We start from the raw sequence: 23,029 nt of genomic DNA, 5'->3' as shown, positions 1-23,029 counted from the left end.
TAATGGCGAAACAGGACGAACTGGTATTTCTGCCACTGGGCGGCGTGGGTGAGATTGGTATGAATCTAGCCCTTTATGGCTTTGGCCCGGCTGAGAAACGCCAGTGGATCATGGTGGATTGCGGAGTAACGTTCGCGGGCCCGGAATTGCCCGGAGTGGACCTGGTCCTGCCGGATATCTCCTTTCTCGCCAAGCAACGTGACCGGTTGAAAGCAATCATTATCACGCACGCGCATGAGGACCATTACGGCGCGCTGAATGATCTATGGCCTGGTTTGAATGTGCCCGTCTATGCGTCTCCGTTCACCGCCGGCATGCTTGAGGCAAAGCGGGATTATGAAGGAACGCGGGCAGATATCCCGATTACCATCTTCAAGGCAGGTGACCGCGTCAACATCGGTCCGTTTGAAATCGAAGCGGTCGGCGTCAACCACTCGATTCCCGAGCCAATGTCGCTTGTGATCCGCACTCCGCTCGGCAACATTGTTCATACCGGTGACTGGAAAATTGATGCGGAGCCTTCGCTCGGGCCTCTCACTGACGAGAACCGTTTCCGCGCTATTGGTGATGAAGGCGTTCTCGCACTAATGTGCGATTCGACGAATGCAGTTCGTGACGGCGTCTCTCCGTCGGAAGAGGCTGTGTCTGAAGGTCTGCGTCAGGTTATCGAACAGGCAGAAGGCCGCGTCGCGATCACGACCTTTTCCTCCAATGTCGGGCGCATACGATCAATCGCCCAGGCTGCCGAGGCGGCGGGTCGTGAGGTTCTCCTGCTTGGCTCGTCGTTGAAGAGGGTGGTAAACGTTGCCCGCGACGTCGGGCTGATGGAAGGCATCAAGCCGTTCATCGCTGAGGATGAATACGGCTACATTCCGCGCGATAAAGTGGTCGTCATCCTGACCGGCAGCCAAGGCGAAGCGCGCGCGGCACTGGCCAAACTTTCCCGCGATGAGATGCGCCACGTGGCTTTGGCGGCCGGTGATACTGTCGTCTTTTCATCGAGAACGATTCCGGGCAACGAGAAGGCCATTCTCGAGATCATGAATGGCCTGATTGACCAGGGCATCAAGATTGTGACGGATTCTCAGGCGCTCGTTCATGTTTCCGGTCATCCGCGTCGCAACGAATTGCTGAAGATGTACGAGTGGATTCGCCCGCAGGTACTTGTACCCGTGCACGGCGAAGCAGCACATCTGACGGCCCAGGCAGATTTGGCGCGTGGTGCCGGGATCGAGATCGTGCCCCGTGTTCGAAACGGCAATATCTTGCGCCTTGCGCCCGGTGAGGTTCAAGTCATCGATGACGCACCTCATGGCCGGATTTTCAAGGACGGCAAGCTCATCGGCGATGTAGACGAAATGGGCATATCCGATCGCAAGAAGCTTGCTTATGTTGGCCATGTTGCAGTCAGTGTCTTGCTGGATGCGCGATATGATTTCATCGGCGATCCCGATGTCGTACCCTTCGGTCTTCCGGAATTTGACGACGAAGGCGAGGATATGGAGGACACGCTCTATGATGCTGTACTTGGAGCTGTTGAAAGCATCCCGCGCAGTCGTCGGAAGGATCTGGATACACTGAGAGAGGCGGTGCGCCGCTCCGTTCGTTCAGCAGCGAATAACGCTTGGGGCAAGAAACCTGTGGTCACTGTTTTCGTGAACCGGATAGCCTGACTAGCGCCAGCAAGCAGCGACGGCGACGCCCAGAAGGTTTGACCGGGCCTCGTAAATCGACCGAGATGTGCCGAATTGATTTTGGGGGCGGAGGAAATGGATGCTTGGTAGAGTGAACCATATCGCAATTGCCGTTCCGGACCTCAGTGTCGCGGCTGCCAGTTACCGTGACACGTTGGGTGCGCGAATCTCGCAGCCTCAGGCTCTTCCAGAGCATGGCGTGACCGTCGTGTTTGTGGAGTTGGATAACACGAAGATTGAACTGCTGGAGCCTCTTGGCGACGATTCACCAATTCGGTCTTTCCTGGAAAAAAATCCATCCGGTGGCATGCACCACATATGCTACGAGGTGCAGGATATCCTCGCATCGCGGGATCAATTGAGCCAAGCGGGCGCTCGGGTGATTGGCTCCGGTGAACCGAAGATCGGCGCCCACGGCAAACCTGTACTGTTCCTGCATCCCAAGGATTTCCAGGGAACCTTGATCGAGCTCGAACAGGTCTAGGCGCAGACAGCCGACCACTAAGCGCGACAGGCTCATCTGCAGATGGACCGATTGACGCAGTGATCACTAAGCGGGGAAATGGTAAGTCTGCGGAGATGAGGCTATAAAGACTCCGCTTCATTACGATCAAGCTCACTGGTTTGCGCCTGTGCAATCAAACAAATATGGATATGGTTGCGCGGAGACTAGCCTGCCTGCCGCAATCCGGGTGGGCAATTGCTTTAGGGATCAGGAGAGGCCCCGTGACTCAGTTTATGTCTGCCTTTGCAGTCTATTTCATTATTTGGTGGACTGTGCTGTTCATGGTGTTGCCAATCGGGCTGAGAACGCAGGCTGATGAAAACGAAGTGGTGCTTGGAACTGTTGAAAGCGCCCCGGCTCGATTTCGTGGCGCGCGCGTTGTTCTGCTGACCAGTGTCATTTCAGCAGCGATTTATGGCGCATGGTATGTCGCGTCGACATATTTTGGCTTCAGTATGAATTCTCTACCGCGCATCGTTCCGGATTTCGGTCGTACCTGACGGGAACGTCCTGCAGGTAGAAGCCCGCATTCAGTCGAGCTCTGACAGGAGAGAGGTGCGGGGCGCATAGTGCTCCGCGCTATAGAAAGGGCTGTAATAGCGCCAGAAACGACGGCAAGATCCGGCGTAGAGCGTATATTACGCATCGAATAAGCAAAAAAAAACAAGGCGAAAACGCCTTGTTCAAAGTTTCGCGTGATCTTCAACCGTTACCGGGGCTGCGTACGAGCGCGCCTAAGATCTGATCCTCCCAAGACTTGACCGCGATTGGCAAAGATTTGAACTCCCTGCCTCTTTTATGAGCCGAACCTAGCTTAACGTTTGAGCTTTGTCACTAGCCTTTTTGACAGTTTTGACACACTCCCATAATTTTTTTCCAATAACGCATATGTCATACTTTTCGTCACAGAACTGGCGCAATTGTGGCGCGGGTAGCTGCAAATCACCACTTTTCCGCTGTGTGTGAACGCGCCTTTGACCAGCGTGGCGGGTTCCAATTGACACGCTAAACCGCTATGTAGCCCTCAACTCTCTAGCTTTTTTCAATTGCTGATTCCTGTCGTTCGGGATCAGCTTACAACGACGGAAAACGCAATGCGTCTCTCCCGCTACTTTTTGCCGATCCTCAAGGAAAATCCCAAGGAGGCTGAAATTGTCTCGCATCGTCTCATGCTTCGTGCGGGGATGATCCGCCAGCAGAGCCAGGGCATTTACTCCTGGTTACCGCTCGGCAAGCGTGTGCTCGACAAGGTCAATGCTATCGTGCGGCAGGAACAGGATCGTGCCGGCGCAGTCGAGTTGCTGATGCCGACATTGCAGTCTGCTGAGTTGTGGCAGGAAAGCGGGCGCTACGATGCCTATGGCAAGGAAATGCTGCGGATCAAGGATCGTCAGGATCGGCCCATGCTCTATGGTCCGACGAATGAGGAAATGATCACCGACATCTTCCGTTCCTATGTCAAATCCTACAAGAACCTGCCGCTGAACCTTTATCATATTCAGCTGAAGTTTCGTGATGAAATCCGGCCACGGTTCGGCACGATGCGCTCCCGCGAATTCCTGATGAAGGACGCATATTCCTTCGATCTGACACGCGAAGGTGCGCTTCACTCCTATAACAAGATGTTCGTAGCTTACCTCCGTACGTTTGCCCGCCTGGGTGTGCGCGCCATTCCTATGCGCGCGGATACGGGCCCCATCGGCGGCAATCACAGCCACGAATTTATCATTCTCGCGGATACCGGCGAATCGGAAGTCTATTCGCACAAGAGCTTTATCGAGTTCGATATCCCTGGTGAGAATACTGATTTCGACGATGTCGCTGGATTGCAGGCCATCTTCGAAAAGTGGACATCCGCCTACGCAGCCACTTCAGAAATGCATGATGAAGCTGCATTCAACGCCATTCCGGAAGGGGACCGCCTGTCTGCCCGTGGTATCGAGGTTGGCCACATTTTCTATTTCGGAACCAAGTATTCCGAACCCATGGGTGCGAAAGTACAGGGGCCGGATGGCAAGGAGCATCTTGTCCACATGGGATCCTATGGCATTGGGCCGACGCGCCTTGTTCCTGCCATCATAGAAGCCTCGCATGACGAGAACGGAATCATCTGGCCTGCTTCGGTTTCGCCGTTTGACGCGATGGTCATTACCATGAAAGCGGGTGACGAAGCCTGTGATCGGGTCTGTGGACAGCTGTACGACGGCCTGACCAATGCCGGTCTCGACGTCTTGTATGACGATACCGACGACCGCGCTGGAACCAAGTTCGCGACAGCGGATCTGATCGGCGTTCCAGTACAACTCATCGTTGGTCCGCGCTCCGCGGCCACGGGTGAGGTCGAGGTGAAGGACCGGAAAACGGGTGCTCGTGAAACGATGACAGTCGAAGCGGCACTGAATCGCCTGACCGCCTGAACCGCAACTTCAGGCAGACGGTCTCAGGGGCAGGAGAAATCATGGCGAAGGCCGAGGCGAACAAAGCAGTGCAACAGCAAGACGTTACTCCATCTGCTGGACCTTTTTCGGCCTTCGAGCGCATGGTTGCGTGGCGATACCTGCGTTCTCGGCGCAAGGAAACTGTCATATCGGTCATTGCGGGTTTTTCCTTTGTCGGCATCATGCTCGGCGTCGCGACGCTCATCATCGTCATGGCCGTGATGAACGGATTCCGCACCGAGCTGATTTCTCGCATCCTGGGCATTAACGGGCACATTATTGTTCAACCGGTAGACAAGCCTCTAACCGACTATGCGCAGCTGGCGCAGAAATTTGCGGGCGTATCCGGCATCACTATGGCCCTTCCACTTGTCGAGGGGCAGACCTTGGCCTCGGGCCGGCAGGGGGCAGGGTCGGGAGCGCTCGTGCGCGGTATTCGAACGGAAGATCTCGAAAAGCTGAAAGAGGTCTCGACCAATATCCGCTCTGGCGATCTGACGGGATTTGCGACAGGAGACGGAGTTCTCGTTGGCTCGAGACTGGCAGCGTCCTTGGGCATCTCTGCCGGTGAACGAATTACGCTCGTCTCCCCCGAGGGTGACGTAACGCCTATGGGGATGACGCCGCGCGTCAAATCCTACCGTGTCTCAGGCGTCTTCGAGATCGGCATGTCCGAGTACGATGCTTCCATCATCTACATGCCTTTGGCCGAAGCGCAGGCCTATTTCAATGCTGACGGTATCGTGCAGTCGATCGAGCTTTTCCTGCAGGACCCGGACAAGGTTGATGAGCTTCGACCAAAGATCGAAGAAGCCGCAGGGCGGCAAGTGTTTCTGACCGACTGGCGCCAACGCAACCAGACATTCTTTTCGGCGCTGCAGGTGGAACGAAATGTCATGTTCATGATCCTGACACTTATCGTGTTGGTCGCTGCGCTCAATATCATTTCGGGCCTGATCATGCTGGTGAAGGACAAGGGACGCGATATTGCCATCCTGCGGACGATGGGCGCGAGTTCAGGTGCCGTGATGCGCATCTTCTTTATGACGGGTGCCGCGATCGGCATCGTTGGCACGATCGCAGGCGTCATTCTGGGCGTCGTGGTTTGTCTGAATATCGAGTCGATTCGGCAGTTCTTTTCCTGGGTTTCGGGCACGGTCCTGTTCGATCCGCAGCTCTATTTCCTTAGCCAGTTGCCAGCAGAAATGAGCTTCAGTGAAACCCTGTCTGTCGTTATCATGGCACTCGTTCTGTCTTTCCTTGCCACCATATTCCCCGCCTGGCGCGCCTCACGGCTCGATCCGGTTCAGGCATTGCGTTACGAATAGGATCGGAACATGGCGCGAAAGACCGTTCTCAAGCTTGCCGCAGTGGACCGTCAATACGGTCAGGGCGAGCAAGTTCTCTCGATCCTCAAAAACGCAGATTTCGAACTGCGTGCTGGAGAGATCGTGGCGCTTGTCGCACCGTCCGGAACCGGTAAGTCGACATTGCTGCATCTGGCAGGCCTTCTCGAACATCCGGATGGTGGCGAGATATACATCAACGGGGAAGCGTGTGGCGGATTGCCGGACGACAGGCGCACGGCTATTCGCCGGGGCGACATAGGATTCGTCTACCAGTTTCATCATCTTCTTCCGGAATTCTCGGCGCTTGAAAACATCATGATGCCGCAGTTGATTTCTGGGCTTTCGCGCAAGGAAGCCAAGGAAAGGGCCGCGCAGCTGCTGGACTATATGCGAATCGGCCACCGCGCCGATCATCGCCCCGCCGAGTTGTCCGGAGGTGAGCAGCAGCGTGTGGCGATTGCGCGTGCCGTCGCCAATGCACCATTGATTCTGCTTGCAGATGAGCCGACCGGAAACCTTGATCCGGAAACGGCTTCCTACGTCTTCGATGCCTTGGAAGCGCTCGTGCGGCAGTCCGGTCTTGCTGCCTTGATCGCAACACATAATCACGAACTCGCAGGCAGGATGGATCGGCGCGTCACCATTGAAGGTGGCAAGATCCGCGAGTTCTAATCGGTTTCCCAGCCGCTCTTTCAAATTTTGCCGTTACGCAACCTGCCTGCAATGCTAGGCGGGTTGATCGGATGCTGTATCCGTATGTGGCTATCCCGATTGATGATCAGGCGGCTCTCCATCACGCTCTCATAATTTATTCACTAAAAGCGTTCTGCGAATGTTCTGCTTATTGACGAAGGAACAAAAAAAGAACAAATTAAAAACATAACGGAAAGGGAGAGCGTGATGACTGACTTGCTCCGGGATGTTGCTGCATTTGCTTCGATGATGACCTTTCTCGCCAGCCTCTGCGTCATTGTCTTGTCCATGTAAGGACAGAACGCCGTTTTCCGGTTGATTGATCACTCCATTGCTGGACTTTGGTGACCGTTCCGTCGACAATTGGGAGGAGACTCTTTGAGGCAGAACGGCAGGTAAATGGCAGATCAGGTTCACGACACGGCGACAGCAGAAACGGCGGTATCGCCAGGTTTTGTTCATCTGCGTGTGCACTCGGCTTACTCTCTGCTGGAGGGAGCTCTGCCGCTCAAGAAAATTCTGGCCAAAGCGACCGCGGACAATCAGCCTGCGATCGCGATCACCGACACGAACAACCTTTTCGTGGCGCTGGAATTTGCCGAAAAGGCTACCGGTGACGGCATCCAACCTATCATCGGCTGCCAGATGTCCATCGATATGGAAGATCAGGGGGACGAAAAGCGGGGTGGTAACGGAGGCTTCGTCAAGCTTCCATCAATCGTACTGCTGGCGGCCAATGCGGTTGGCTATGAGCGGTTGGTCGACCTCGTTAGCCGCGCCTATCTCGGTGGTGAAGGGGGACATGCCGTTCACATCCGGATGTCGTGGCTCGAAGAGGGTGGCGCGGACGGTATCATCGCTCTGACCGGTTTCAGTTCCGGACCCATAGACCCACTGCTGAAAGAAGGGCACGTTTCCCAGGCTGAGCAACGATTGCTCCGGTTGAAGTCAGTGTTCGGCGATAGGCTCTATGTCGAGTTGCAGCGACACACGGGATATAGCAGGCTGCATGAGCGAAAGCTGGTGGACCTTGCTTACGCCCATGATCTTCCGCTGGTCGCGACCAACGAGGCGTTCTTCCCGTCCAAGACCGAGTACGATGCACACGATGCACTAATGGCGGTCGCCCATAACGCTATTGTCTCCGATGACACGCGCTTCCGCCTGACGCCGGACCACTGCCTGAAGAGCCGTGCTGAAATGCAGGCCTTGTTTGCGGATCTCCCCGAAGCGCTTGAAAATACGATCGAGATTGCCCGCCGCTGTTCTTTCGTTCTGAAAACGAGAAAGCCCATTCTTCCTCGCTTTACCGGCGGTGCCAGTGATGCGGAGGAGGCGGAGCGCGCAGAGGCGGCAGAACTGCGTCGCCAGTCCGTGGAGGGACTGGAAGGACGCATTGCGGCGCTCGGAATGGCAGCCGGTTATACGGAGCAGGATTATCGCGAACGCCTCGATTTCGAACTGTCGGTCATCGAGAGGATGAAGTTTCCGGGTTACTTCCTGATCGTTTCTGACTTCATCAAATGGGCAAAGCAACATGACATCCCGGTCGGCCCGGGCCGAGGCTCGGGTGCAGGTTCGCTGGTGGCCTATGCGCTGACCATCACAGACGTGGACCCACTCCGGTTTTCGCTGCTTTTCGAACGCTTCCTCAATCCGGAACGCGTTTCAATGCCCGATTTCGATATCGATTTCTGTCAGGATCGGCGCGAAGAGGTCATTCGCTACGTCCAGCAGAAGTATGGCCGCGAGCAGGTGGCGCAGATCATCACCTTCGGTTCGCTTCAAGCGCGCGCCGCATTGCGCGATGTCGGGCGTGTTCTCGAGATGCCGTACGGTCAGGTCGACAAGATCTGCAAGCTGGTGCCCAACAATCCAGCCAATCCGACACCGCTTTCGAAGGCCATTGAGGAAGAGCCGCGCCTGAGGGAAGAGGCTGAGAAGGAGCCGGTCGTTGGTCGGCTGCTGGATATCGCGCAGAAGATCGAAGGCCTCTATCGTCATGCGTCGACGCATGCCGCGGGTATCGTGATCGGCGACAGACCGCTTTCAAAGCTCGTGCCGATGTATCGCGATCCGCGTTCCGACATGCCGGTCACCCAGTTCAACATGAAATGGGTGGAGCAGGCCGGACTCGTAAAGTTCGACTTCCTTGGCTTGAAGACGCTGACCGTCCTGAAGACTGCCGTGGATTTCGTCGCCAAACGCAACATCCATGTCGATCTGGCCACGATTCCGCTCGATGACAAGAAGACTTACGACATGCTGTCGCGCGGCGAAACCATCGGCGTGTTCCAGGTGGAAAGTGTCGGCATGCGCAAGGCACTGCTGGGCATGCGACCGGACTGTATCGAAGATATCATTGCTCTGGTGGCGCTTTACCGACCGGGACCGATGGAAAACATTCCGGTCTACAATGCGCGTAAACATGGCGAAGAAGAAATCGAATCCATCCACCCCAAGATCGACTTCCTGCTGAAGGAAACGCAAGGCGTTATCGTCTACCAGGAGCAGGTCATGCAGATCGCTCAGGTTCTGTCCGGTTACTCGCTTGGAGAGGCTGATCTGCTACGCCGCGCGATGGGCAAGAAGATCAAGGAGGAAATGGACAAGCAGCGCGAGCGCTTTGTTCAGGGCGCCATCAAGAACGAGGTTTCCAAACCGCAGGCAGATCTTATCTTCGATCTTCTGGCCAAGTTCGCGAACTACGGCTTCAACAAGTCGCACGCTGCCGCCTATGCTATCGTCTCCTATCAAACGGCATATATGAAGGCTCATTATCCGGTCGAGTTTCTCGCCGCATCCATGACCTATGATATGGCCAATACGGAGAAGCTGAATGATTTCCGACAGGATGCTCAGCGCCTCGGCATCAAGGTTGTTCCGCCGTCCATTCAGACCTCGTTCCGAATGTTCGAGACGGGTGACAATTGCATCTTTTACTCGCTGGCTGCGATCAAGGGTGTCGGCGAGGCCGCTGTCGAACACATCGTCGCGGTACGTGGTGAGAAGCCGTTCAGCAGCCTGGAAGATTTCTGCCTGCGCATCGATCCCAAGCAGGTCAATCGGCGCGTTCTCGAAAGCCTGATCTTTGCTGGAGCGTTTGATTGTTTCGGCAAGGATCGTGCAGAGCTTGTCGGCGGTTTGGACCGGATCATTGGTTATGCGCAGCGGGCGGCTGAAGGCAAAACCAGCGGACAGCATGATATGTTCGGCGCTTCCTCTGCCGCCGGACCGGAGAAGCTCATTCTACCCGCGTTCGACCCTTGGACAGCGTCTGAAAAGCTGCTGCGCGAATATCAGGTGCTTGGATTTTATCTATCTGCACATCCGCTGGATACCTACGCGCAGGTGCTGGCAAAAATGCGCGTTCAAAATTTCGCGGAGTTCTCCGCTGCTGTGAAAGCCGGGGCAGGGGCTGGCAGGCTTGCAGGCACGGTCACCGCGCGGCAGGAACGCAAGACACGTACTGGCAACAAGATGGGGATCGTCACCTTTTCCGATGCAACTGGTCAGTTCGAAGCCGTGCTGTTTTCCGAAGCCTTGAACCAGTATCGCGATCTGCTGGAGCCAGGAAAATCGCTGGTGATTACGGTGCAGGCGGATGAGCGACCGGAAGGGATCGGGCTGCGCATCCAGACGGTTCAGTCGCTGGAGGAGATGTCGATCCAGATGCAGAAGGCGCTTCGCGTCTACGTCAAGGACTCAAGTCCCCTGAGATCGATCGTGAAGCACCTGAATGCGAGAGGAGACGGGCTTGTTTCCTTTGTGGTCGTCAAGGACGATGGCAAGCGGGAAATCGAGGTCGAACTGACGGAGAAATATCGCATCTCCCCGGAAATTGCCGCGGCGCTGAAAACTGCACCGGGTGTCCTGGACGTCGAACTCGTCGTTTAAAGCATGTCGCGCAAAAGTGTGCAGCGGTTTTGCGATAACGAGATGCGATAATGCAAAGATCTAAAGCGTCAGGAGCGAATTTGAAAAATCGCGATACGCTTTAGCCCACGTCGAGAAACGCTGACACAGATCCTTCTGTGAAAGCGCCACTGGAGAAGCAGCTACATTATCCAGTGGCTCGGAGATCGCGTCAGCGCGTCAGTGTAATGAAGTCGGTTCCCTGGGGCGCGGTCTCGGGGCTAACACCGTTGTCTGTAATGGTGATTGATGTGCCCTCGGTGAGCATATCATTGATCTTGGTGCGGATCCGTGTTGGTATCTCGATGCGATCCAGAACGCTCTGGCCCGTTGCTTCAAGCACGGAGGCTTCCGGGGCAATGCCCAGCCTTTTGCGCGTGCCGTCGCTAAGCTCGTTTCGGAGTCCGATCGCCTGCCAGACGGCTTGACCGTTCTTCGGATCGATATCGGCTACGGTATAGAGGTATGTTCCAAGCTCGCGCTCCGGGTCCCGGATGGCAACCGGTGTCGAGAGCACTTCCTTGAAGCCTTGGCGGATGTAGAGCTGGCCTTGCGGAGCGGGTTCGCGACCAGCCGCTGCATATAGGGCTGCCAGCATCTCTTTCGATATCAGCGTGCCTTTGGAGGGCAGGTTCTTCCACCGTTTGAAGCCGGCTATGGCACTGCGCGTCATTTCGCCTGCAAAGCCATCCGGTACCCCTGCATCAAAGCCGAGTTCGGTCAGCATCGTCTGAACATCTGCAACGAGTTCGCGGTCGCCTCGACGCGTAATCAATATTCGAAGCGGCTGGGACTCCTCCGGAGTCCGGACCAAGGGTTCTGGTTTGGGTACCAGAAGCGAACGGTCGGGATTGTTCATTGCCAGTTCGACGGGACCAGTAGTCTTTTTTGACGGACGCAGCGGCACATCCGAAAGGATCTGCACATCGGTTGTCGGCTGGAATAAGAACGGGTGCCTTACCACGACTGGTGCCACATCTTCATCAGCGATGATGACATGAGCCCCACGCTCGGTCATGGAGAAGAGGGTTTTGGCGAAGCCGGAAGGCAGCCGCACGCAGCCATGCGATGCCGGGTAGTTCGGCACCTTGCCTTCATGGAGGGCGATACCTGACCATGTCAGGCGCTGCATCCAGGGCATAGGCGCATTGGAGTAGATATTGGACTCGTGGTATTTTCGTTTCTCCAGGATCGAGAAAATACCCGTTGGCGTATCGTGGCCGGGCTTACCTGTAGAAACCTTCGAGGTCGCGATTATCTTGCCATCATCATAGACGGTCAGGCTCTGCTTTGCCCTGGACACAATGATCTGAATCGTTCGTCCATCCTCTGCCGCGAAGCTGAAACCCGCAAGGCTCGGAAGAATGGCAAGCGCCAGCGCCGCGCGTCCAAACATGACATACCTCATACGCGATACCAAAACGATACATTACGCCACGGAGTTTAATGAAGGTTTGAGTATATGCGAGCAGATGCCAGATTCTGACGCCCTCATGTTTTCGAGCGGGCAGGATATCAGAGACCTGGCCTCAACGCTGAGTGAAGTGCGCCAGAAGGAAGCGCTCGACATCCGACCAGTTCTGCGCAGAAAGCACCATGGGGTCTGGCTTCGGCGCGTGGTTATGCATCTCTGATTGCGGCATGAGATGAACCAGCAAACATTCGGGCACCGCTGCGGCAACGGAATGATGATTGTGAGCCATATCATCGATGAACGCGACAGGTAGATCACGGGTGCCGTGTATCTGGCGAAGAACAGGGCCTTTTGGGCTCTCCGTTGCGAGCAGAGGGTAGGTGAGATCGAGGCTATCCAGCAGGCGCCTGCGCATATGCGTATAGCGCGGCGGCATGGCTGTGAGAAAGACGACGTCGGCTTCTGCAGCGAGCCGGCTCAATGCCTGTACCGCATCGCCAAAGGGCCGTTGCCAGGCTTCCTGCGCCGCAAAGAAATCCTGGATCAACTGCGTCACATTATCGTCTGCCAGAGGACGATCGTCCAGCGTGGAAAGAATATTGCCATGCAGCCGATAGGAGCGGGGCACCAAACGGTGGCCCAAGCTGCCAAGGAAGCCTTCGAAAGGAGACAAAAATTCGAGGACAACATCGTCGACATCGCAAACGACAAGCGGACGGTCGCCAAGACGCAGATGGTCGATGTCAACGATTTCGCTCATTCGTGTTGCCCCGAATCACGACCTGGTCCGGAGTAATGTCGCCAAGCGGCAACGACATCCTCTGGCTTCCATTCCGAAACCTTGCAGAATTCGAGGAGCGTGGGTTCATGCGACATGACGAAGTCGAGGAGGCCTGCCAGGAAGCCGGGATCGTTCAGCGCACTGCGCAATTGCATTGGCTGCACCCCGGAAAGCGCCAGAAAGCGACCCAGCATATCCGGCTCATTGGCCAGCCACTGCAAAACGGCGGCCGCTGTTTCATCTGGCTTCGGGCTGTTTACAAATTCTGAACGCATCAACGATCCAGTTACCTTTTCTTCAACCAAATCCGCTTACTGTTCCGAAAGCCGGAGCATGGAATCGAGCGTTTGGAGCCTTATATCTCGATATAGGCGCGATCGCCCGAAATGAAGGATAGAAAGTATGCCCAAGCGGGTGATGATTGTTGAAGACAATGAGCTGAACATGAAGCTCTTCCGCGATCTGATCGAGGCTTCGGGGTATACGACGATCCAGACCCGCAATGGGATGGAGGCGCTGGATCTCGCGAGAAAGCACCGCCCCGATCTGATCCTCATGGATATCCAGCTCCCGGAAGTCTCGGGCCTTGAAGTCACCAAATGGCTTAAGGAGGACGATGAGCTTCACGTCATTCCGGTCGTTGCGGTCACGGCCTTCGCGATGAAGGGAGATGAGGAGCGCATCCGCCAGGGTGGATGCGAAGCCTACGTTTCCAAGCCTATTTCGGTGCCGAAGTTTCTCGAAACGATCAAGACCTATCTTGGGGACGCCTGAGGCGGGGAGGCGGACATGACAGCGCGTATTCTCGTAGTGGATGACATTCCGGCGAATGTGAAGCTGCTGGAAGCACGGCTGCTTGCCGAATACTTCGATGTATTGACGGCCGAGAATGGCTTCAAGGCGCTGGAGATTGTCGCCAACACTCATGTGGACGTTATTCTGCTCGACATCATGATGCCGGGTATGGACGGTTTTGAAGTGTGCGAGCGGCTGAAGGCCAATCCGAAGACCATGCATATTCCGGTGGTCATGGTGACGGCGCTTGACCAGCCAGCAGATCGTGTGCGTGGCCTGAAGGCCGGTGCCGATGATTTTCTCACCAAACCCGTCAACGATCTGCAACTCGTTGCGCGCGTCAAGAGTCTCGTACGTCTCAAGACGCTCAGCGACGAACTTCGCATCCGCGCCGATACCGCACGAACGATTGGTTTCGAGGATCTGACCCGGTTCGATGGTTTCGATATCAGCGGGCAGGTTCTGCTGGTGGACGGCCGTGGAAGCTCCCAGGAGCGCATAATCAGGGCGTTGAAGCCGGTAGCTGAAGTCACAGCCATGTCGGATCCACAGGCCGCGATTTTCGAGGCAGCCGAGTCTCCAGTCGATCTCGTGATCATCAACGACAATATCGAGGATTACGATCCCCTCCGGCTATGCTCGCAACTTCGCCTCCTGGAACGAACGCGCTTCCTGCCACTCCTGCTCATCACCGAAGGCGGACGTGAGGATCTTATTGTCAGGGCTCTGGACCTTGGGGTGAACGACTATCTGACGCGTCCTCTCGATCCGAACGAATTAGTGGCGCGAACCCTGACACAGATCCGACGCAAGCGCTTCAATGACAAACTGCGATCCAGTGTTCGTCAAACGATCGAACTGGCGGTCACCGATGGCCTCACAGGCTTGCATAATCGCCGCTACCTCGACAATCATCTGAAGACGCTGTTCAGTCGTGCCGCCGCCAGATCGCGCCCTCTGTCTGTATGCATCACCGATATCGACCGATTCAAAAGCGTGAACGACACTTACGGACACGATGCAGGGGATGAGATCCTGCGCGAATTTGCCCGGCGCATTCGCTCCACGGTTCGCGGGGCAGATCTTGCCTGCCGTTACGGAGGCGAGGAGTTTGTCGTCGTGATGCCGGATACGGATGCGCATTCAGCTGCCTCCATCGCAGAGCGCCTTCGTGGAATCATCGAGGCCGCTCCGTTTGCCCTTCCTTCGGGCGGTTCGCTGCAGATCACTGCGTCCTTGGGGATCGCGAGCTTTACTGCAGGCGTGGAGACACCCGAACAACTCCTGAAAAATGCTGATCGGGCCTTATACGAGGCAAAGAACAGCGGACGAAATCGGGTTGTTGCGGCGGCGGCATAGTAACTCAAACCCCTAATCAGGCGGTTGCCATGGGCCGATCGTGCGAGAGCAACGATATGATTCGGGCAATGTGAGATTACGGTGAATTGGCTGCAGCAACAGAAGGCGAATTCCGGACAGATTTTGAATTGCACTTGAAAGTAGAAGTCGTTGCTTCCAGTGACCGACGACCAAAATACGAGCATGAGTTATATTGATACCTGCTGCGCTTGAGTACTCTTAGTAAAGTGATCAAATATCAGCATTCAACCTCTTTTAGTTAGGTCTAGCTTTATTAACTTTCTCAACTAAGCTTGGTCATGTCTTAACTTCCAAGGCCGATTCTCGGTTTCGATCTTGCTGTTTTAACCATGTCACGCATCAATTGGCGCGCTAGTTAAGAATGGGTTGATTTCGTCCCGGTTTTACGCGAATTTGTTGTCAGCGGAATAAGTTCCTGATGGAACACAGAGATACCCCATGATGCTCAGGTCCGCCGCATCTCCTGGGTCGTGGGGTCGGTCGATCGGCGTGCAGTTTTGCGGTTCCTCGTGCCGCTTTGCATGCCGATCGGCCCCCTAAGGTCTAAGAACCTTTGGCAGCGGCCCAGGCTGCGTCTGCGCTTCCGCCATTCCCGCATCAAGCATCAACTGAAATCTGGCAAGCAAGCCGCTTGCGTGGCTTTACACGCCTATCGCCGTCTAAAGGAGCGTCAACCACACACCGTGATATTGGGGGACCGGTTGCAGGCGGTTGTCGACACGTGCACACAACAAAAAAGCGCGACACCGAGGTGCCGCGCTTTTTAAACGGAATTCAGATCAAATTACTTGATCTTGGTTTCCTTGAACTCGACATGCTTGCGAGCGATCGGGTCGTACTTCGTCTTCGTCATCTTGTCCGTGAACGTACGGCTGTTCTTCGTCGTCACGTAGAAGAAACCTGTATCGGCCGTCGACAGCAGCTTGATCTTGATGGTCGTAGCTTTCGCCATGGTCTTCCTGCCTCTAATAAAAAATCAAGCCGCGGACGCCTTCACTTGGTCCACGGCAAATTCTGGCGCGAAACTACAAATCGCGCCCGAAAAGTCAAGTCCGTTGACGGCTGAAAACCGTCCGAACGATGAATATCACCACATATAGGGCAAAGAAACCGGCAAGTGCCCACGCAAACCCGTTGTTGCCTGCCAAATCGATCGAAACTCCGACAGCCTGCGGTCCGGCGACTGTGCCGACTGCATAGCTGAAAACGAAGGCAGCATTGGCGGCAGCGAGATCAGATCCTGTGAGTCGAGATCCGAGATGCGCAAGCCCGACTGTATAGAGGCCGGACACGCAGCCACCCCAGACCAGCAGCAGGCCTGCCATCAGCCACCAGTGATGGATAAGGTAAGGAAGTGCCAGAGCGCCTAGCAGGCCCGCCAGAGCCATCAGGAAGAGCATTGGTCTGCGGTCCTTGAGGCGGTCGGAAATCATGCCAAACGGGATCTGGAAGACCATGTTGCCAATTCCCATGATGGTCAGCAACTGTGCGGCGCTTGCTTCTGGCAGGCCTACACGGTTTGCGTAGACCGGGAAGAGTGACAATCCGCCCACTTCAACGGCACCGAAGACAAAGACGGCTGCTGTCGCCATGGGAACGAGAAAGACATAGCGCAGGAAATGTTGCTGCGGTTTCTCGTCAAGAACCGGATTTTCGCCGCGCGCAATATAGATCGGGATGAAGGCCAACATGATCGCCGCAGCGCCGACAGCGAAGGGAAGGATGCCTTCGCTGCCGATCTTCGAGAAGATCAGCGGCCCGATGGCAAAGCCAACGGCAAGTACGGTCGCATAGATACCGAGAACCAGTCCCCGCTTGCGGGGCGGTGCGGCGGCATTGATCCAGAACTCCGAAAGAATGAAGAGCGTTGTCGTGGCGCCGTGAAAGCCCACGCGCAGCGGAAACCACATCCAGAACTCTGTCGCGTAGTAGAACCCCAGCGCACTGACAGCGGCCAGCACCACGGCCCAGAGCATCGTTCTGGCAACGCCAAAATCATGGGCCAGCTTGGTGGTTATCGGAGCAGCGGCCATGGCCGCCACGCCGGCCATGGCAGAATTGAGCCCAATCAGTGTCGATGATATGCCGCGCTTTTCCAGGATTATGCTGAGCAGGGGCAGCCCTAGTCCGATCGCGATGCCAACGGCGCTGATCGCCGAGATCGCAGCAAACAGCGAAGGCCAGTGGATCTCTTCCGGGTGGCAGCTATCGCCGTCTACCTGGCTGGGATTGTGCTTGTCCTTCGAATATGAATCCATCTGCCCGTCGCTTAGGTTTTACGCGCAAATTCGGCGCGGCCGAAGTCGATATAATCTGCAATCGACACGTGGTGAAGCGGTACCGGCAAAATCTTCAATGAAGAAGGCTTCCGTTCTGAGCGATCATGCAGCCTCATATCGTGCTTGCATGACTGCTGGATGTCAGGTGACCGCGAGTTTCGTCGATGTCTTCATTGTTAAAGATTGGGGCATCAGGATGTTCACGCTTTGACGACGTGTTACCAGTCAATCAATTGGGCCGCCTCGGCCGGGGTCGACACTCTCATCTTCTTTTCCGAAACCGTGCATTTTCAGCGCCCACTGCAGGCCGATCACGCCCCCCTTGATTGGCTGCATCATCAGCAGCGCCATAAGGATTGTGATTGGCGTCCAGATCGCCAGATGCGTCCAGACGGACAATTGCCAGACCATATCTGTCATCATGAATCCGCCGACGGTCACGTGACCCACGATGAAGATGACGAGGTAAGGGGGCAGGTCATCGGCCCGCTGGTGGTGCAGATCTTCACCACAAGCAGAGCATTGCTCCACCGGCTTCAGAAACGCCTTGAACAGACGACCAGTGCCACATCTAGGACAGGTACAACGCAGTCCACGCATGATGGATTGACCCAGTTGCCGCTCAGGCTCCTGCGCGCCTCCAAACCGAACTGGCTTTACAGGAGTTGATAATGCTTGCTGCTCGGCCATTGCCTTCTCCTATACACGAATAGACCACGAACCAGATCTGACGCCGCTGGCGGCGCCAACCAATGTCAGTTGCGGCGCGGTGGTCTGGTCCCTGGTCGTTTTGGTGCTGAACGACTGCGCCGTCCAGATTTGTGGAACGAGCGAGTTGCTACGCCCATCTTCTGGCCTTCGCTCAGCATTTCGAAGCGCAGTGCGCCCGCAAGAGGTATCGCCTCCGCCAGACGCACGTCGACAGAATCGCCCAACTGGTAGCCAAGACCATGCCGTTCGCCGATGAGTGCCTGTCTGGCTTCATCATAGACAAAATAGTCCGACCCCAGCGTGGATACCGGCACGAAGCCATCTGCACCATAGGTCGGCAGCGTGACAAATAGTCCCGCTTTCGTCACGCCAGAGACGCGGCCTTCGAACTCTTGGCCGACCCGCTCTGCTAGATGATGGGCAATCAGACGGTTAATCGTGTCGCGCTCGGCCGCCATGGCGCGTCGTTCGAATGTGGAGATCTCTGCGGCAATGTCGTCGAGCTGCGTTTCTTCCTCAGGCGAAAGTCCGCCTTCGCCTAGACCCAAAGCGCGCACGAGGGCACGGTGAACAATAAGGTCCGCATAGCGGCGGATTGGCGAGGTGAAGTGCGCATACTTCATCAGGTTCAGGCCGAAGTGGCCAAGATTGTCAGGGCTGTAGACGGCCTGGCTCTGGCTGCGCAGAACCATTTCGTTGACCATCACCTGATGCGGCGTGTCTTCAGCCTTCGCGAGGATGCCGTTGAAGGAGTTTGCCCGCACCTGTCCGCCTTTCGCCATCGGGATGCCGAGCGTGGCCAGGAATTCCCGCAGGACCTCCTGCTTGGCAAGCGACGGCGCATCGTGCACACGATAGATCAGCGGCTGACGCTGCTTCTCCAGTGTTTCCGCAGCAGCGACGTTGGCCTGGATCATCATCTCTTCGATGAGTTTGTGCGCGTCCAGACGCTCCGGGATGACAACCTTGTCGACGGTGCCATCCGGCTTCAGCAGGATCTTGCGTTCCGGCATATCCAGTTCCAGCGGCTGGCGCCGGTCGCGGCCACGCTTCATGATCGCATAGGCATGCCAGAGCGGCTTCAGGATGGGATCCAGAAGCGGCCCGGATTTGTCGTCCGGTTTGCCGTCGATGGCCGCTTGCGCTTGGTTGTAGGAGAGCTTGGCGGCACTCTTCATCATGATGCGATGAAAGGTGTGGCCCGCCTTCTTGCCATCCTTGGAGAAGACCATACGGACTGCGAGCGCCGGCCGATCTTCGCCCTCGCGCAGCGAGCAGAGGTTATTTGAAATGCGCTCCGGCAACATCGGCACGACACGATCCGGGAAGTAGACCGAATTGCCACGTTTCAACGCTTCGCGGTCGAGTGGCGATCCCGTCCGGACATAATAGGACACATCCGCGATTGCGACCGTGACGATGACGCCATCCGGATTATCCGGCGATGGGTCGGGTTCAGCATAAACGGCGTCGTCATGGTCCTTGGCATCGGCCGGATCGATGGTGACCAGCGGCACATGCCGCCAGTCCTCCCGTTTCGTCATGCTGGCGGGCTTTGCGTCTTCCGCCTCATCCAGAACCTGCTTCGGAAAGACGTGCGGAATGCCATGCGAATAGATGGCAATCATCGAGATTGCCTTCTCGGACGCAACAGAGCCGATCACCGATAGTACCTTCGCACGGGTCAGGCCGAAGCGATTGCCACGCAAAACATCAGCCTCGATCAGATCGCCGTCCTTGGCATCGCCAAGATCACTGGCGGAAATCTGCATTTCCTCGCCACGGCGATCAATCGGCATCAATCGCGCTCCACCCTCCGGCATCATGCGAATGACACCGAGGGAAGCATTACGGTGCTTGTCGATGATCTTGACGACGCGCGCCGTATAGGCGGGACCGGATCGATCCTTGTTCGGGAAGATCTTCGCAAGCACGCGGTCGCCAAGTCCGGCAGCGGGCGTCTTGCTCTTGCTGCGGTTATCGGAGGGCTGCCGGATCAAAACCGCAGGCGCAACGCCACCATCATCTGGCCATTCGGCAGGCCGGGCGATCAGTTCACCGTCCTTGCTGCGGGTCGTGATGTCCAGCACTGTCATGGGCGGCAGGCCACCCGGCCGCATCAGCGCCTTGCGGCTCTTCTGAAGAAGACCTTCGTCTTCCAGATCGCGCAGCACATCCTTGAGCTCGACGCGGGTATCACCCTTGAGACCGAAGGCCTTGGCGATTTCCCGCTTTGAGGCGCGGTCCGGGTTATCGGAAATGAATTGCAGCAGAATATCGCGGGGCGGAACAACGCCGTGGACGATCACATTGGGATCGCCCAGAGCGGCCTTTTCCGCGCGAAGGGCGGCTTTGCGGCCAACCGGAACGGGTTTTCTGTCTTCGCGCGGTTTCTTGCTCACGTGTCCGTCTTCTTTGCTTTCGTAGCTGCCTTCGGCTTGGCGGCAGATTTTGCCTTGGTTGCCGTCTTTTTCGGCTTGGCGTCAGCGGCTTCTGCTTTGGTCGCCTTGGTGGATTTCGTAGCCTTGCCCTTTGCGGCCGGTGCCTTGCCAGCCTTCTCGGTCAGAAGCGCAAGAGCCTCTTCAACGGTCACACTTTGCGGATCCTTGCCCTTTGGCAGTGTGGCATTGACCTTGCCCCAATTGATATAGGGACCGTAGCGTCCCTCGCGAACCGTCATGGGTCCACCGCTCGGATGGTCACCCAGTTCTTTCAGGGCTGCGACGGCAGTCCGCCCGCGCCCTGCGCCCTTGCTCTGCTTCTCAGCGAGGACTGTCACAGCGCGGTTCAAGCCAATGCTGAACACATCCTCGATGCTTTCAAGGTTGGCATAGGTGCCATCATGCAGCAGGAAAGGCCCGTAGCGACCAAGGCCGGCCGAGATCATCTTGCTGGTTTCGGGGTGTTGGCCCACGTCCCGCGGAAGATTGATAAGGGCCAGAGCCTTCTCGTGATCGATGTCTTCGGGCTTCCATCCGCGTGGCAGCGAAGACCGCTTCGCGTCTTTGCCGTCTCCGCGCTGAATGTAAGGTCCAAAACGACCGGATCGCAGGGTCAGTTCCTCGCCGGTCATCGGATCCTGGCCAAGCGCCTTCGGCTCGTTGAGGGCCGCAGCTTCCGCTTCAGCCCCGTCGGAGGACAGCTGACGGGTGTAGTTGCATTCAGGATAGTTGGAGCATCCGACGAAGGCACCGTACTTGCCGAGCTTCAGGGAAAGGTTACCCGTCCCACAGACCTGGCAGATGCGCGGATCGCTGCCATCTTCCCGCTTCGGGAAAACCAGGGGAGCCAGAGCTTCGTTCAGCGCGTCCAGAACATTGGTAACGCGAAGTTCCTTCGTATCTTCGATCTGGGCGAAGAAGGCGTCCCAGAACTCTCTGAGCACCTGCTTCCAGTTCAGTTCGCCAGCTGAAATCTTGTCGAGCTTCTCTTCCAGATCGGCTGTGAAATCGTATTCCACATACTTTGTGAAGAAGTTCTCAAGGAAGGCAGTAACCAGCCGACCCTTGGAATGAGGGATCAGCTTGCGCTTTTCGATAACAATGTATTCGCGGTCGCTTAGCGTCTTCAGCGTCGCGGCGTAGGTTGAAGGACGCCCGATGCCCAACTCTTCCATCTTCTTGATCAGAGAAGCTTCCGAGTAGCGTGGCGGCGGCTCCGTAAAGTGCTGGCTTGAATTGACCTTCGATTTGTCCAGCTTCTCCCGCGCATTGATTTCGGGGAGGCGGCCATCCTCGTCGTCCTCACCCGCGTCACCATCGTCGCGATGATCCATATAGGCAGCAAGAAATCCGTCGAAGCGGACAACAGAGCCGACAGCCCGCAAGCCCGCGCGGTCTGAGCCGTTTACGGCGTTAATCTCGACTGTCGTGCGTTCCATTTCGGCAGACGCCATCTGGCTGGCGATACCGCGCTTCCAGACGAGTTCGTAGAGGCGAAGCTGATCGCCATCCAGGAACTTGCGGACCTTGTCCGGCGAGCGATTGAAGTCGGTGGGACGAATGGCTTCGTGCGCTTCCTGCGCATTCTTGGCCTTCGTGGAATAGAAGCGCGCCTTTTCGGGCAGATAGCGCTCACCGAATTGATCGCCGATCGCGCGGCGGGCCGCATCGATCGCCTCCGGCGCCATCTGCACGCCATCGGTACGCATGTAGGTGATCAGACCGACTGTTTCACCGCCGATGTCCACGCCTTCGTAGAGCTTCTGTGCGACCTGCATGGTGCGCGAAGCAGAGAAACCGAGGTTCGAGGAGGCAGCCTGCTGCAGGGTAGAGGTCGTGAAGGGAGGGCCGGGATTGCGCTTGACGGGCTTTGCCTCGACCGATTCGACCGAATAGGCAGCGCCTTCCAAGAGCGCCTTCAGACGGCCAGCATCCTCACCGTTCTTGACGCCCTTGCTTTGTATCCGCTTCCCATCGGCAGAAACCAGCTTGGCTTCGAATTCATCGCCCCGCGGCGTCTTCAGAAGCGCGGAGATGTTCCAGTATTCTTCCGGAACGAAACGCTCGATTTCATTTTCCCGATCACAAACGAGACGCAAAGCAACGGATTGCACGCGGCCAGCAGAGCGAGCACCCGGAAGCTTGCGCCACAAAACCGGCGAAAGGTTGAAACCGACAAGATAATCCAGCGCACGACGGGCGAGGTAGGCATCCACCAGCGATATGTCGATATCGCGCGGGTTTGCCATTGCATCGAGCACGGCCTTCTTCGTGATGGCGTTGAACACCACGCGCTTGACTGGCTTATCGCCAATGACCTTCTTTTTCTTGAGAAGATCGAGAACGTGCCAGGAAATGGCCTCACCTTCGCGATCCGGGTCGGTCGCGAGAAAAAGTCCATCGGAGCCTTTCACGGCATCCGCAATATCTTTCATGCGCTTGGCGGATGCGCTGTCGACTTCCCAGGACATCTCGAAATCCTGATCGGGCAGGACGGAGCCGTCTTTCGCGGGCAAGTCACGGACGTGGCCAAAGGAAGCGAGAACCTTGAAGCCTGATCCAAGATACTTGTTGATTGTCTTGGCCTTGGCAGGGGATTCTACAACTACGACATTCATAACTTTTTTCTCTGAG

17 protein-coding genes are annotated in these 23,029 nt (G+C 56.4%); 9 read left to right on the top strand and 8 right to left on the bottom strand.

All coding sequences use genetic code 11. The features are described from left to right. Positions 1-2: 2 nt before the first annotated feature. From ASD54_RS00265 to dnaE, 7 genes are all read left to right on the top strand, one after another. Positions 3-1,673 carry a ribonuclease J gene (locus ASD54_RS00265; RefSeq protein ID WP_062552618.1) on the top strand — a complete coding sequence of 557 codons (1,671 nt, stop codon included), beginning with the start codon at positions 3-5 and terminating at the stop codon, positions 1,671-1,673. A gap of 100 nt (positions 1,674-1,773) precedes the next feature. Continuing rightward, positions 1,774-2,178 (top strand): methylmalonyl-CoA epimerase, encoded by a 405-nt coding sequence (gene mce, locus ASD54_RS00260; protein ID WP_062552617.1) that lies wholly within the window; start codon positions 1,774-1,776, stop codon positions 2,176-2,178. 254 nt (positions 2,179-2,432) lie between these two features. Next, positions 2,433-2,699: a DUF1467 family protein gene (locus ASD54_RS00255; RefSeq protein ID WP_062552616.1), complete on the top strand. Its 267-nt coding sequence runs from the start codon at positions 2,433-2,435 to the stop codon at positions 2,697-2,699. 594 nt (positions 2,700-3,293) lie between these two features. After that, entirely contained in the window at positions 3,294-4,616 is a 1,323-nt protein-coding gene (gene proS / locus ASD54_RS00250) for a proline--tRNA ligase (protein WP_062552615.1), read from the top strand. Positions 4,617-4,657: 41 nt separating this feature from the next. Then, a complete protein-coding gene (locus ASD54_RS00245) occupies positions 4,658-5,965 on the top strand; it encodes a lipoprotein-releasing ABC transporter permease subunit (RefSeq protein ID WP_062552614.1) in 1,308 nt (435 codons plus the stop codon). Between the two features lie 9 nt (positions 5,966-5,974). Next, positions 5,975-6,658 carry an ABC transporter ATP-binding protein gene (locus ASD54_RS00240; protein WP_062552613.1) on the top strand — a complete coding sequence of 228 codons (684 nt, stop codon included), beginning with the start codon at positions 5,975-5,977 and terminating at the stop codon, positions 6,656-6,658. Positions 6,659-7,078: 420 nt separating this feature from the next. Beyond that, entirely contained in the window at positions 7,079-10,576 is a 3,498-nt protein-coding gene (gene dnaE / locus ASD54_RS00235; RefSeq protein ID WP_062552612.1) for a DNA polymerase III subunit alpha, read from the top strand. A gap of 190 nt (positions 10,577-10,766) precedes the next feature. On the opposite strand, the gene ASD54_RS00230 is transcribed toward dnaE, so the two are convergent. From ASD54_RS00230 to ASD54_RS00220, 3 genes are all read right to left on the bottom strand, one after another. Then, entirely contained in the window at positions 10,767-11,990 is a 1,224-nt protein-coding gene (locus ASD54_RS00230; protein WP_062552611.1) for a L,D-transpeptidase family protein, read from the bottom strand. A gap of 133 nt (positions 11,991-12,123) precedes the next feature. Next, positions 12,124-12,768, bottom strand: a complete 645-nt coding sequence (locus tag ASD54_RS00225; RefSeq protein WP_062552610.1) for a hypothetical protein — start codon at positions 12,766-12,768, stop codon at positions 12,124-12,126. Further along, on the bottom strand, positions 12,765-13,064 hold the full coding sequence (locus ASD54_RS00220; protein WP_062552609.1) for a DUF3572 domain-containing protein: 300 nt from the start codon (positions 13,062-13,064) through the stop codon (positions 12,765-12,767). Before ASD54_RS00220 ends, ASD54_RS00225 begins: the two co-directional genes overlap by 4 nt. Before the next feature lie 127 nt (positions 13,065-13,191). Between ASD54_RS00220 and ASD54_RS00215 the strand changes: the two genes are divergently transcribed. Together ASD54_RS00215 and ASD54_RS00210 are read left to right on the top strand one after the other, a co-directional pair. Beyond that, positions 13,192-13,563 carry a response regulator gene (locus ASD54_RS00215; protein ID WP_062552608.1) on the top strand — a complete coding sequence of 124 codons (372 nt, stop codon included), beginning with the start codon at positions 13,192-13,194 and terminating at the stop codon, positions 13,561-13,563. Between the two features lie 15 nt (positions 13,564-13,578). Then, the gene (locus ASD54_RS00210; RefSeq protein WP_062552607.1) at positions 13,579-14,943 is read left to right on the top strand and encodes a PleD family two-component system response regulator; all 1,365 of its coding nucleotides are present in this window, start codon (positions 13,579-13,581) and stop codon (positions 14,941-14,943) included. 805 nt (positions 14,944-15,748) lie between these two features. Here ASD54_RS00210 and rpmG read toward each other — a convergent pair. The 5 genes from rpmG to topA form a co-directional block, all read right to left on the bottom strand. Next, positions 15,749-15,916, bottom strand: a complete 168-nt coding sequence (gene rpmG / locus ASD54_RS00205) for a 50S ribosomal protein L33 (protein ID WP_062552606.1) — start codon at positions 15,914-15,916, stop codon at positions 15,749-15,751. Between the two features lie 94 nt (positions 15,917-16,010). Then, positions 16,011-17,222, bottom strand: coding sequence for an MFS transporter (locus tag ASD54_RS00200; protein ID WP_082546998.1), 1,212 nt, complete (start codon positions 17,220-17,222; stop codon positions 16,011-16,013). 246 nt (positions 17,223-17,468) lie between these two features. Beyond that, a complete protein-coding gene (locus ASD54_RS00195) occupies positions 17,469-17,933 on the bottom strand; it encodes a DUF983 domain-containing protein (protein ID WP_062552605.1) in 465 nt (154 codons plus the stop codon). Positions 17,934-17,998: 65 nt separating this feature from the next. Next, a complete protein-coding gene (gene rnr, locus ASD54_RS00190) occupies positions 17,999-20,278 on the bottom strand; it encodes a ribonuclease R (protein ID WP_244484643.1) in 2,280 nt (759 codons plus the stop codon). 74 nt (positions 20,279-20,352) lie between these two features. Beyond that, entirely contained in the window at positions 20,353-23,013 is a 2,661-nt protein-coding gene (gene topA, locus ASD54_RS00185; RefSeq protein WP_062552603.1) for a type I DNA topoisomerase, read from the bottom strand. Between the last annotated feature and the right edge of the window lie 16 nt (positions 23,014-23,029).

The organism is Rhizobium sp. Root149 (assembly GCF_001427345.1).
Taxonomy (GTDB): domain Bacteria; phylum Pseudomonadota; class Alphaproteobacteria; order Rhizobiales; family Rhizobiaceae; genus Neorhizobium; species Neorhizobium rhizoryzae.
This window is presented reverse-complemented; position numbering and strand designations above follow the sequence as displayed.